Source organism: Mucilaginibacter aquariorum (assembly GCF_024498135.1).
Classification (GTDB): Bacteria; Bacteroidota; Bacteroidia; order Sphingobacteriales; family Sphingobacteriaceae; genus Mucilaginibacter; species Mucilaginibacter aquariorum.
Genome location: NZ_JANHOH010000002.1, coordinates 573,682 through 585,787, shown reverse-complemented (window position 1 = coordinate 585,787; position 12,106 = coordinate 573,682). Strand labels below are relative to the sequence as shown.

Here is a 12,106-nt window from a genome sequence, read left to right as displayed (position 1 = left end):
CATTCCTTGTAACAATTCGTTTACCTAAACCGTCTAACGTTTACTGATATATATTCTACATTTGTTCCGTTGATCTTACAAAAACTTATCATTTATTATGTTCAAAAAAATTCTGTTAACTGCAGCGTGTAGCATTGCGCTGTTACAATTACATGCGCAAAGCCTTTACATGCCGCGCGATATTAAAAAGGCATACGATAACGGCACCCGCAGCGCCGATGGCAAACCCGGGGCTAAATACTGGCAAAACCACGCCCGTTACAATATCTCTATAACTGCCGCACCTCCGCTTAGCACTGTAAAAGGTATCGAAACCATTACTTACTTTAACAACAGCCCCGATACCCTGAAAAGGCTGAACATGAAACTGATCCTAAACATTCACCGCCCGGGATCTGCCAGGATGGGTGATGCCAGTCCGGATTATTTAACATCGGGTATTCAGATAGATAGCTTTATAGTTAGCGGCCAAAAAAAGGCGTGGAATAACGCGCAGGCAGCTACAACTAATCAGCAGGTTACCATGCAAAAACCTTTAATGCCGCACGATTCGGTTAAGATGACCATTGCCTGGCATTTTGATGCGTCAAAAGAAAGCGGCCGTGAAGGGCAGATAGATTCCACAAGCTACTATCTGGCTTATTTCTATCCGCGTGTATCTGTTTACGACGATTACAATGGCTGGGACAGGGTAGCATTTGTTGATGCCCAAGAGTTTTACAACGATTTTAACGATTACACCCTTAATGTAACCGTACCTAAAAACTTTGTAGTTTGGGCTACCGGTACTTTACAAAACCCAACACAGGTGCTGCAAAAAGAATTTGCTGATCGCCTGCAAAAATCAATGACCAGCGATAGCACCATACACGTGGCTACTATTGAAGAGATTACCGGCAACAAGGTTACTACCCAAAACGCCATGAACACCTGGACATGGACCGCTACCAACATCAGCGACGTAGCGGTAGGCCTAAGCAACCATTACATTTGGGATGCAGGCAGTGTTATTGTTGACAGCAAAACCGGCAGGCGTTCGAGCATGCAGGCGGCTTACTCTGTTAAGGGTACCGATTTTAAACAATCTGTACAATATGGCCGTAACGCATTGGGTTGGTTTAGCCATAACTGGCCGGGTGTACCGTACCCATTCCCTAAAATGACGGCTTTTCAGGGCTTTGCGGATATGGAATATCCCATGATGGTAAACGATAGCCAAATGGGCGATCCAAGCTTTGCACAGCTTGTGCAGGATCATGAGATAGCACATACCTGGTTCCCTTTTTACATGGGTATCAATGAAACCCGCTATGCCTTTATGGACGAAGGCTGGGCTACTACCTTAGAATACCTGATAGGCACTGCTGAAAAAGGTAAAGAAAAGGCCGACGCGTTCTATAAACAGTTCCGCATTAACGGTTGGATCAACAACCGCTCAAGCAACCAGGATATTCCTGTTATTACCCAAACAAGCGAGCTTACAACCGGCTACGGCAATAATGCTTACGGCAAGCCATCGTTAAGTTACTTGGCATTAAAAGATATGCTGGGCGATGAACTATTCAAAAAAGCACTGCACGGTTATATGGACAGATGGCATGGAAAACACCCTATCCCATGGGATTACTTTAACTCGATGAGCAATGTATCGGGCCGTAACCTTACCTGGTTCTTTAATAACTGGTTTTTCACAAACTATTATAACGACCTGGCTGTAAAGAGCGGCGTTACCGGTAAAGATGGTTATACTTTAACCGTTGCCAATATTGGTGGTTTCGCTATCCCGTTTGATGTGGTGATCACTTATACCGATGGCACAACTAAAACTATCCATAAAACGCCTGCGGTATGGGAAGCCAACCAAAAACAATCACTGGTTACTTTTAAATCCGAAAGAGGCAAAAGCCTTAAATCGGTTACTTTAGATAACGGCATTTACATGGATGCCAATACCAGCGATAACACCTGGGCACCTAAAGCTAAATAAGGCAAGTCTGCTTTAATATTGAAACGCCCGCCGAAAGGTTGGGCGTTATTTTGTTTTAATCCTTACCATTCACCACCCTGTCATTTCGAACGAGGTACGAGGAGAAATCTTTTACTCAATGCATCCGGTCATGCAAGTTCACCCGTCTGTTGTAAAAGATTTCTCCTCGCTCCTGCGCTCAAGCCCTCCCCATGCTCGTTCGAAATGACAGGGGTTATATAGCATGGTGGTTATAGACCCTTCGCTATCAGGATGACAAGTGTTAAACCAAGTAAAGCCCGGCTAATAGCCGGGCTTTACTTAATATATCTAAATACCTTACGCGTTCTGGATAGAATTATTCCAGTCGTTAGCCGTACCCTTTACTTTTGATTTTGCACTGTCAACACCGCCTTCGGCATAATCCGTAGCTCTTGATTTTGCGGTATTAATGGCGTCTTCAGCATTACCTGCCGCGCCAGAAAACTTTGATTTTACCGAATCAACCGCATTACTGCCATATTCTTTAATATTATCTGCAGTAGATTGCGCTTTGTTCTTTGCTTTGTCAACAAGGTCATTTACATAATCAGCAATATCGCTTCTTAATTCTTCACCTTTTTCTGGGGCCAATAATAGTCCTAAAGCGGCGCCTGCCGCAGCACCCACTAAAAGTGCTGCTATAATTTTTGCTTGATCTTTCATATTATTTACTTTTTAGTAGATGATTTGTACCTAAGTAACAAATACCATACCGCTCTGTTTAAATAATTTACAAATAGTTAAGCCAAACCATCTATATTGATGTAAACTTACAAGCCACACAAAAAAAGTGGTATTGATGTTCTGGCTATTATGAATTTGGAAACATTACAAGATCTGCTGCGATCGATACACTTCAGGAAAATGTTTTACCTGGTAACCATTGTACTGGCAGCTATACTCCTTGTACTTAAATATAAACTATTACCTCAAATTAACCGGAAAGAGAATTTAGTACAACGTATTACAAGGCGTATATTAGATACTTTGGTGACATTGATATTCATTATCATGGCTGTGGCGTCCGTAATGTTCTGGATGAGCGGGAATGAGTAATAGTTATTGGACAAACTCATCATGCTATTGGAGCAAAAAAAAACATCCGCCTTAATGGGCGGATGCTTTCTGTAACATTTAGTGGATTAATATATAATTAAACAACTTTTACGTTTACTGCGTTTAAGCCTTTTCTTCCGTTTTCTACTTCGAACTCAACTTTATCGTTTTCACGAATTTCGTCAATCAGACCTGTTGAATGAACAAATACGTCGGCACCACCACCATCTGGGGTAATAAAACCAAAACCTTTTGTTTCATTGAAAAATTTTACTGTTCCTTCTTTTTGCATTATTTTATTTATTAAAGTGCGCAAGGTAGGCATTATTATTCACATTAGTGCAAAAACACCTTTAATGCATACTTATGCCATTACAATAGTCTATTAATCTGCGGTTTCTGAGTAAACAGATTGTACATGATCGCGCAGGTTATAGTTAGATGCCATTACCTCGCCATAAGCACCCGCTGTGCGGATGGCTATCAGGTCGCCACGGTATGATTGCGGCAGGTCAACATCTTTTCTAAAACAATCCGTACTCTCGCAAATAGGGCCTACAACATCGTATTTAATTTGAGGTGCAGTGTGCGGTGTGTCTGGTGCGTCCGCTCCTTCACTCTTCGCTTCACGCTCCCTACTCAAGTTCTCAATAGTATGATACGCCTGGTAAAGCATCGGCCTCATCAGCTCCGTCATACCGGCATCCAGTATCAGGAAGTTCTTTTTCTGTCCGTTCTTTACATACAGTACCCTTGAAATAAGTGAAGCTGATTGTGCAACCAGGGCACGCCCCAATTCAAAATGCACCTCTTGCCCCGGTTTAACATTCAAAAACTTGCTAAACACTTTAAAATAACTTTCAAAATCGGGGATGGTGTTAGTATCCGGGTTGTAATAATCTACCCCAAGGCCTCCACCAGTATTTAATATTTTAATGGCAAAACCATGGTTTTCAAACCAGTCCTGCATTTCGTTGATACGGATACACAGGCTGCGATAAACCTCCATATCGGTAATTTGCGAACCAATGTGAAAGTGAATGCCTAAAAATTTCAGGTTAGCGCATTTACGCAGCGTCTCGGCCACATCATTTAGCTGCCAGGTGTTTATACCAAATTTATTCTCGTCCAGCCCGGTAGTGATATAGTGGTGAGTGTGCGCATCAACATTAGGGTTAATACGGATGGCGATACCGGCAACCTTATTTTTGGCTTTCGCCAGATCGTTAATGATCTCCAGTTCCTGTACCGATTCTACATTGAAGCAGAAAATATCAGCATCAAGTGCTAAGTTAATTTCTTTATCAGATTTACCAACCCCCGCGAATACCACCTTGCCCTTATCAAAGCCATGCTCCATAGCCGATTTTACTTCGTTACCGCTTACGCAATCGGCACCAAAACCAAATGATTGGATCATATCAACCACTTTAGGGTTAAAGTTAGCCTTCATGGCGTAATGCACATGAAAACCATATTTTGATGATGCATCCCTGCACGCATCAAGCGTATTGCGTAAAACACCCATATCATAATAATAGAAAGGGGTTTCTGTATCGTTAAAGCGCTGTATTGTATTGTTATTGAACATTTTTAAACTCTTTACATCACGTTATTGCAGGACTCAGAACTATGCATATCCGAATTTCTATCGGGAGATTGCTTCATCCCTCGCAATGACGCTTTATTAATTTGTGTGAGCGAAATCTAAAATCGCAATTCTAAAATCGTAATTAAAATAATCTGCTATGCAAGCTCCTCAGCACCTCTGTTTTTTCTTCTGTTTTAACCAGTAACGACATATTATGGTCGCTGCCACCGTAAGATATCATCCTAACCGGGATATGTTTAACCGCCTCTAAAACGCGGGCTGCATAGCCATGCTTTTCGGCGCCAAAATCACCTACCACGCAAATAATGGTATGGTTCACATCAATTTCAACCGAGCCAAAAGCGCCCAGTTCGGCAGTTATTTCACCTAAGTAAGTAGTGTCATCAATAGTTAAAGATACCGCCACTTCAGATGTGGTTATCATATCTATCGATGTACGGTAACGCTCAAATACTTCAAACACACGGCGTAAAAAGCCATGCGCCAGCAGCATACGGCTGCTTTGTATCTTAATAGCGGTAATGCCATCCTTAGCGGCTATCGATTTAATTTTATCCTTCTCGCTGGTGTTAGTTATTAGCGTACCGGCAGCCTGCGGGTCCATTGTGTTTAACAAACGCACCGGGATCTTATATTTTTGCGCCGGGAAAACACTCTGCGGGTGCAGGATCTTGGCACCAAAGTAAGCAAGCTCGGCAGCTTCATCAAATGAAAGCTGGGCAATTGGCTTGGTATTACTCACAATACGCGGGTCGTTATTATGCATCCCGTCAATATCAGTCCAGATCTGTACTTCTTCGCTGCGGATGCCCGCTCCTATTAATGATGCGGTATAATCGCTGCCACCGCGGCGCAGGTTGTCAATTTCGCCAAAAGCATTACGGCAAATAAATCCCTGGGTGATAAAAAGGTTCACATCCGGGTGTTTATCCAGTAATGGTGTAAGCTCGGTAGTGATATGATCAACAATAGGCTCACTGTCTTCATCGGTTTTCATAAACTCCAATGCCGGCAGCAATACCGATGGTATGCCAATTTCTTTCAGATAAATATGATATAACGTGGTTGACAGCAATTCGCCCTGTGCCAGTATAATTTTATCCTCTATGGGGGTAAAAAGGTCGTTAGCAAAACTGCTTAATAACCTAAAGTGGTAATCAATAACTTCTTTACCCTGTTCTAATGTTTCGGGCTTCTTTAAAAGTTCCTTTATAACAGCCTCGTACCTATCCTTTAATGTGGCAATTAAAGTTGTTGCCTTTGCCTTATCATTGGTAAGGTAGGCCTGGCCAATTTCTACTAAATTATTGGTAGTGCCAGACATGGCTGATAACACTACAATTTGCCTTTCCTGGGGGTTTATTATATCCAGTAGCTTCTGCATACGGGCGGCACTTCCGACCGATGTTCCGCCAAATTTTAAAACTTTCATTATTTGTTTCCGTTTACCATAAAACATTAATATTCTTGTATGAATATTGAGGCGCTAAAAATAGGATTTTAAACCACTTATATCTAAGATGAGCAAAATAAAATTTGGAACAGATGGTTGGAGAGCGATCATTGCTGATGACTTTACTGTTGAAAACGTAAAACGCGTGGCCTATGCAACTGCATTGTGGCTAAAACAAAACTTTGAAAACCCCAGCGCCGTCGTAGGCTGCGACCCGCGTTTTGCAGGGCCAATGTTTGCCGATGTTACCACAACGGTACTTGCATCGCAGGGCATTAAGGTTTTCCGCGCCGAAAATATGTTTATATCTACCCCAATGATATCATTGGGTACCGTGCGCAAACAAGCATCGGCAGGTATAATAATTACAGCGAGCCATAACCCGCCTGCATACAACGGATATAAGATAAAAGCATTTTATGGTGGCCCCGCTACACCTGATGATATTGAAAAGGTAGAATCGCAGATCCCGGAGACTATTAACCTGGAGCTAAAAACGGTTACCGATTATGTAACCGAAGGCTTGGTAGAGTATATTGACCTGGAGGATATGTACGTAGAGCATGCCGAAGCCAATTTCGATATCCCTGCCATTCGCGATAGCGGTTTACAGTGGGCTTACGATGCCATGTATGGTGCAGGGCAAAATGTAATGCGCCGCCTGTTCCCCGATATTACTTTTCTACACAGCGATTATAACCCAAGCTTTGATGGCCAGGCTCCTGAGCCTATCCAACGTAACCTGCAAGAGTTTGAGCAATTAATTAAACTATCTGAAGGCGAAATTGCATCTGGTTTAGTTACCGATGGCGATGCCGACCGTATTGGTTTGTATGATGGCGAAGGTAACTTTGTTGATTCGCACCACATATTATTGTTGCTTATCCACTACATGCACAAAGTAAAAGGCGAAAGCGGCGAGGTGTACTCTACCTTCTCGTGTACCAGCAAAATTCAAAAACTTTGTGATGCTTATGGTCTAAATAACACCGTTACCAAAATTGGTTTTAAATACATCTGCGACCTGATAGTTAACAGCGGCAAACCATTTATGGTGGGCGGCGAAGAATCTGGCGGTATTGCGGTTAACGGCCACATCCCCGAACGAGATGGTGTTTGGATTGGGTTAATGATATGGGAATTTATGGCAAAAAGCGGCCGCAGCTTAAAAGACCTTGTACAGGAAATTTATGATGTGGTAGGTAAATTCGCGGTAGAGCGTTACGATCTGCATGTTACCGAAGAGAAGAAACAACAGATCATCAGCAACTGCAAAAGCGGTTACAGCACGTTTGGCAACCTAAAAGTTGACAGAACCGAAGACCTGGATGGTTTCAAATTCTTCTTTGAAGATGAAACCTGGGTAATGATCCGCCCTTCAGGCACCGAGCCTGTGCTACGTGTTTACGCCGAAGCACCAACCACTGCCGAATCTATCCGCATACTGGATATCGTTAAAGCAGAATTGTTGAAATAAACCGGGATTTACCCGATTTAACGGATTTATAGATTAAAAAAGGCTTGCTTCGGCAGGCCTTTTTTGTGGCCTAAGCAAATATAACCAACCTGTCATGCTGAACGTAGTGAAGCATCTACCGCCGACATGCAAAGTTCGCGAATAGATCCTTCGCTATCGCTCAGGATGACAAATGGAATTTTTTTCCTAATTTCATGGTGATATATCACCCAATCTGTGCACTTATAATAAAACGCAGGTATCATGATAAAAATGGCAAACAGGGAACAATTACTGATGGAGCTTTACAAAAGCGCCTTCCCGCCGGTGGCTAAATATGTGGCCAGGCTGGGCGGCTCGTTTGATGATGCTAAGGATGTTTTTCAGGATGCGCTGGTGATCTATTATGAAAAAGCAGTTGCCGGTAACTTAGTTGCGAAGGATAACAAAGCTTATCTACTGGGCATTGCCAAACATCTTTGGTTCAAAAAATTCAGAGAGGATAATAACACACTGCCTTTACAGGATCACCTATTAAACATTGCCGATGAAGCAGGTGAACAGGTATCGTCCAACAAAGTACTACAATACCTGGAGACCGCCGGTAAACGATGCATGGAGCTGTTGAGCGCTTTCTATTATCACAAGCTACCCATGAAAGATATTGCAGGCTTGTTTGGTTACGCAGGCGAACGTTCGGTAACCGTGCAAAAATATAAATGCCTGGAGAAAGTAAGAGAAACCGTTAAAGAACAATCATTGACCTATGCGGACTTCATTGAATAACATAAAAGAGGTGGACGACCATTTGCTTGGCCTTTCTGCGCCGCAGGATAACCTGCTCTTCGAGGCGAAGATGATCATTAACCCCGAATTGCAATTGAATGTGATGTGGCATAAACAGACCCTTAACCTGGTGCAGCAATATGGCCGCGAACAGTTACGTGCCGATATTGAGGTTGTACACAATAAGCTTTTCACCCTGCCCGAGCACCGAAGCTTCAGGCAAAACATACTGCGCTTTTTTAAACGCTAACTTTTAAATTTTAATAGAATGAACACTAACGAGTTCCGCAAATACGCGGTGAGGCATCGCCATGTCCAAAGTTTACATGTGGATAGGTTTATAACACAGGTAAATAACAGCCGCATCACCAGTCAAACACCCGCCATTATGGAAGAGCGACAGATGAACATTACCCAAATGGATGTTTTTTCGCGCCTGATGATGGACCGCATCATATTCCTGGGTACCGCTGTGGACGATCACGTGGCCAACATTATCCAGGCGCAACTGCTCTTTCTGCAATCAACCGATGCTAAACGCGATATTCAGATCTATATCAATTCGCCGGGGGGGTCGGTATATGCCGGGTTGGGCATTTACGATACCATGCAATTCATCTCGCCCGATGTAGCAACCATTTGTACAGGCATGGCAGCGTCTATGGCGCAGGTATTGCTGTGCGCAGGCACACATGGTAAACGAGCAGCCCTGCCCCACTCCAGGGTAATGATGCACCAGCCGTCGGGTGGTGCGCAGGGTGTGGCATCAGATATCGAAATAGCTGCCCTGCAAATTGCCAAAATGAAACAGGAACTTTCCGAGATCACCGCCAAACATACCGGGCAGGATTACGAAACTGTTTACCGCTTATCCGACCGAGACCATTGGATGATAGCCGCCGAAGCGCAGGAATTTGGTATGATAGATGAGATATTGGGTGCTAAGGAGAAGATTTAAATTAAACTGTCATGCTGAGCGATAGCGAAGCATCTATTCGCCGCCATACACAGTTCGCGAATAGATCCTTCATTACGTTCAGGATGACAAAAAAAATGTCAATTCTTTTCGCCGTTGTTGGTATTGTCACCAACAACTATTAGGACGTTTAATTTCCAATCTTAACGAAGGGCGATTTTTGCCGTTATTTGCCGTTTTTGATGTTATCAGCAATAAAGCCGCAATCTTCTCTGCCTAATAATTAAATTATAGGTAATGGTGACTGTGTTCTGTCAGTAGCTAATTTAAAAATTGGCTGATTATCAGATGTTTAGTTAAATACGCAAGCGTTCACGGCCGTGAACGTGAACACTTATCATCTTCACCGGGTTCAGGATGACAAATAAATCGCCATGCCAATTTCCCTTAATAATTTAACAATTACCTTTACTTTTTCTTCAAAAAATAATCGCTTACTTTGGGTTTACTATCTGCGTTTATTATGAAGAGAATTCTTACCGCTGCCCTCCTGCTAACTTGCATCATTTATAAAACATCGGCGCAAAACAACAGTGTGCTTACCACAACTGCCAATTACTCCGAACTACAGCAAAAATTTGTCGACCTGAAATTTGGCATGTTCATCCATTTTAACATGCCTACCTATATGGATGCCGACTGGCCTGATCCCGAAGCGGCCGTGTCCAACTTCAACCCTAAAAAACTAAACGCCGACCAATGGGCTAAAGCGGCAAAAAGCGCTAACATGACCTACGGTTGCCTAACCACCAAACACCATAGCGGCTTTTGTATTTGGGATACCAAAACAACTGATTATAACGTAATGAACAGTCCGCTGAAACGCGATGTGGTAAAGGAATATGTAGACGCATTTCGCAAGAACGACCTGAAAGTGATGCTTTACTATAGCATACTGGATACCCACCACAAACTACGCCCGCATACCATCACCCAAAAACATTTTGAAATGGTGAAGGCGCAGCTTACCGAATTGCTTACCAAATACGGCAAAATAGAAGCCATTATTATTGACGGCTGGGATGCCCCATGGTCTAGGATCAGTTATGACGATATTAATTTTGAGGATGTGTACCACCTGATAAAATCTATCCAGCCGGATTGTGTGCTAATGGACTTAAACGGCGCCAAATACCCTGCCGAAGGTTTATTTTACAGCGATATTAAAACCTACGAAATGGGTGCCGGTCAGCGTATCTCTAAGGAAAATAACATTATGCCGTCGTTGGCTTGCTTACCACTGCAAAGCAGCTGGTTCTGGAAAACAAATTTCCCAACCACGCCTGTAAAAGATGCACCCAAAATGGTGACCGAGCTAACCACGCTAAACAAGGCAGATTGCAATTTTATCCTGAACGTTGCCCCAAACCGCGATGGTTTGTTTGACGATAACGCTTTAGCCGCGCTTAAAGAGATAGGCAAACTTTGGAAAAACGATGGCCCTGCGCCAAAACTGGCAGCAACAGGTTCGCCAATTATATCTTCTAATATCGCCAAAAACAAACCATCAAACTCCAGCTGGAGCGATGATATGAATATTATGGATTTTGCCAATGATGACGACTTCACCACCTCGTGGACATCAAATGCAGCTATCAAAACCCCCTGGTACGAGATTGATTTTGGCCACGATACCGAGTTTAATACCATTGCCCTAACTGAGGCAAAACCCAACATAACCGGCTATCATTTAGAATATCTGCACAATGGCGTTTGGAAACCTATTTTGAACGGCAATACAACTTCCCGCGTAAAAATCCACCGCTTTAACCGTGTTTGGGGTACCAAAATACGGGTAACTATCGACAAAGCCGACAGTCAGGTTTCCATAGCCGAATTTGGGGTTTATAACGAAAGAAGGTAGTAATCCATCACATATTAAATACCGTATTATTGCGAGGAGCGTAGCGACGTGGCAATCTCTATAGCCAATGCATAATCGCTTTGCTTACAACGAGATTGCCGCGGCTATCGCTTGCAATGGCACGTTGTTGCCTATTTCGTAACAATTACATCAAGTAAGATCTGCATCAAAAAATTTAAAGGATTGCCCGGCATCATCAACAGCTACACTGCCAATATACCCGTGTTGGATATTGAAACTATTCGATACCCAGTTTTTATCAGCCCCTGTTAATGTAGAGTGGAGCGGATGGTCGCCGTTAAGCACCGGGGTTATTTGCAAATGCTCGCCCAAACCCTGTCCTGTTGCTTTCAGAATGGCTTCCTTACGCGTCCATAGGGTGAAGAACCTTTCTGTGGAGTTTTCCTGATTGATGTAAGCGGCTTCTTCTTTGCTGAAATTATCCAGTAGGATATCCTGAAATTTAAAAGCGTCGTCAATAAATTCAATGTCGGTTCCTACCTGTGATGAAGCAACAGCCAATACTATCCAATCGCCGGAATGTGAAAGGTTGTAATGGAGCGAATTGCCATCTTTACCAAAAAGATGCGGTTTTTTATTATCACCCAAAACAAATTCGAGCTGTTCAGGTGGTGTACTTAAATATCGACCCAATATTATCCGCTGTGCGCCCCTGCTAACAATAAACCTGTCGTGATCTTTCCGTTGCAGATATTTACCTGCACGTACAAGTTCTGCCACGTTAAACAAGGCCTTAAATTGATTTAATAAACTTAAATTCTGGCGAATATTGATTCGCCATATATGCACTTCACTGATGTTGATAGCAAGGCCGGGCAAGGCCTTTTGCCAGTTAACATTACTTAAATACCGGTTATCTATCTTGCCCAAAACC

The 12,106-nt window shown here is 43.0% G+C and carries 12 protein-coding genes; 7 read left to right on the top strand and 5 right to left on the bottom strand.

The features are described from left to right. Nucleotides 1–97 precede the first annotated feature (97 nt). Nucleotides 98–1,987: a M1 family metallopeptidase gene (locus tag NPE20_RS13675; protein ID WP_256539223.1), complete on the top strand. Its 1,890-nt coding sequence runs from the start codon at nucleotides 98–100 to the stop codon at nucleotides 1,985–1,987. A 318-nt stretch (nucleotides 1,988–2,305) separates the two neighbouring features. Here NPE20_RS13675 and NPE20_RS13670 read toward each other — a convergent pair whose 3' ends face one another. Then, nucleotides 2,306–2,671 (bottom strand): YtxH domain-containing protein, encoded by a 366-nt coding sequence (locus NPE20_RS13670; protein ID WP_256539222.1) that lies wholly within the window; start codon nucleotides 2,669–2,671, stop codon nucleotides 2,306–2,308. Between the two features lie 156 nt (nucleotides 2,672–2,827). On the opposite strand from NPE20_RS13670, the gene NPE20_RS13665 reads away from it, so the two are divergent. Next, nucleotides 2,828–3,064 (top strand): hypothetical protein, encoded by a 237-nt coding sequence (locus tag NPE20_RS13665; protein ID WP_256539221.1) that lies wholly within the window; start codon nucleotides 2,828–2,830, stop codon nucleotides 3,062–3,064. Between the two features lie 97 nt (nucleotides 3,065–3,161). Here NPE20_RS13665 and NPE20_RS13660 read toward each other — a convergent pair whose 3' ends face one another. From NPE20_RS13660 to NPE20_RS13650, 3 genes are all read right to left on the bottom strand, one after another. Continuing rightward, nucleotides 3,162–3,356, bottom strand: coding sequence for a cold-shock protein (locus NPE20_RS13660; protein ID WP_067057762.1), 195 nt, complete (start codon nucleotides 3,354–3,356; stop codon nucleotides 3,162–3,164). A gap of 93 nt (nucleotides 3,357–3,449) precedes the next feature. Then, complete coding sequence (gene lysA / locus NPE20_RS13655; RefSeq protein ID WP_256539220.1) at nucleotides 3,450–4,655, bottom strand: diaminopimelate decarboxylase; 1,206 nt, start codon at nucleotides 4,653–4,655, stop codon at nucleotides 3,450–3,452. A gap of 142 nt (nucleotides 4,656–4,797) precedes the next feature. Further along, nucleotides 4,798–6,108 (bottom strand): aspartate kinase, encoded by a 1,311-nt coding sequence (locus NPE20_RS13650; protein ID WP_256539219.1) that lies wholly within the window; start codon nucleotides 6,106–6,108, stop codon nucleotides 4,798–4,800. Nucleotides 6,109–6,196: 88 nt separating this feature from the next. Here NPE20_RS13650 and NPE20_RS13645 point away from each other — a divergent pair, with 88 nt between their 5' ends. From NPE20_RS13645 to NPE20_RS13625, 5 genes are all read left to right on the top strand, one after another. After that, nucleotides 6,197–7,606: a phosphohexomutase domain-containing protein gene (locus tag NPE20_RS13645; protein ID WP_256539218.1), complete on the top strand. Its 1,410-nt coding sequence runs from the start codon at nucleotides 6,197–6,199 to the stop codon at nucleotides 7,604–7,606. Nucleotides 7,607–7,858: 252 nt separating this feature from the next. Next, nucleotides 7,859–8,371 (top strand): RNA polymerase sigma factor, encoded by a 513-nt coding sequence (locus tag NPE20_RS13640; protein ID WP_256539217.1) that lies wholly within the window; start codon nucleotides 7,859–7,861, stop codon nucleotides 8,369–8,371. Continuing rightward, nucleotides 8,364–8,621, top strand: a complete 258-nt coding sequence (locus NPE20_RS13635; RefSeq protein ID WP_256539216.1) for a hypothetical protein — start codon at nucleotides 8,364–8,366, stop codon at nucleotides 8,619–8,621. The genes NPE20_RS13640 and NPE20_RS13635 overlap by 8 nt, the downstream gene beginning before the upstream one ends. Before the next feature lie 18 nt (nucleotides 8,622–8,639). Beyond that, entirely contained in the window at nucleotides 8,640–9,329 is a 690-nt protein-coding gene (locus NPE20_RS13630; RefSeq protein ID WP_256539215.1) for a ClpP family protease, read from the top strand. Between the two features lie 481 nt (nucleotides 9,330–9,810). Continuing rightward, nucleotides 9,811–11,211, top strand: coding sequence for an alpha-L-fucosidase (locus NPE20_RS13625; RefSeq protein WP_256539214.1), 1,401 nt, complete (start codon nucleotides 9,811–9,813; stop codon nucleotides 11,209–11,211). A 150-nt stretch (nucleotides 11,212–11,361) separates the two neighbouring features. Here NPE20_RS13625 and NPE20_RS13620 read toward each other — a convergent pair whose 3' ends face one another. Next, entirely contained in the window at nucleotides 11,362–12,102 is a 741-nt protein-coding gene (locus NPE20_RS13620; protein ID WP_256539213.1) for a 4'-phosphopantetheinyl transferase family protein, read from the bottom strand. Nucleotides 12,103–12,106: the final 4 nt, after the last annotated feature.

What these genes read in the sequence shown, in the direction of transcription:
- NPE20_RS13675 (WP_256539223.1), top strand. Translation starts at nt 98, where the DNA reads ATGTTCAAAAAAATTCTGTTAACTGCAGCGTGTAGCATTGCGCTGTTA.
- NPE20_RS13670 (WP_256539222.1), bottom strand. Translation starts at nt 2,671, where the DNA reads ATGAAAGATCAAGCAAAAATTATAGCAGCACTTTTAGTGGGTGCTGCG.
- NPE20_RS13660 (WP_067057762.1), bottom strand. Translation starts at nt 3,356, where the DNA reads ATGCAAAAAGAAGGAACAGTAAAATTTTTCAATGAAACAAAAGGTTTT.
- lysA (WP_256539220.1), bottom strand. Translation starts at nt 4,655, where the DNA reads ATGTTCAATAACAATACAATACAGCGCTTTAACGATACAGAAACCCCT.
- NPE20_RS13650 (WP_256539219.1), bottom strand. Translation starts at nt 6,108, where the DNA reads ATGAAAGTTTTAAAATTTGGCGGAACATCGGTCGGAAGTGCCGCCCGT.
- NPE20_RS13645 (WP_256539218.1), top strand. Translation starts at nt 6,197, where the DNA reads ATGAGCAAAATAAAATTTGGAACAGATGGTTGGAGAGCGATCATTGCT.
- NPE20_RS13640 (WP_256539217.1), top strand. Translation starts at nt 7,859, where the DNA reads ATGGCAAACAGGGAACAATTACTGATGGAGCTTTACAAAAGCGCCTTC.
- NPE20_RS13630 (WP_256539215.1), top strand. Translation starts at nt 8,640, where the DNA reads ATGAACACTAACGAGTTCCGCAAATACGCGGTGAGGCATCGCCATGTC.
- NPE20_RS13625 (WP_256539214.1), top strand. Translation starts at nt 9,811, where the DNA reads ATGAAGAGAATTCTTACCGCTGCCCTCCTGCTAACTTGCATCATTTAT.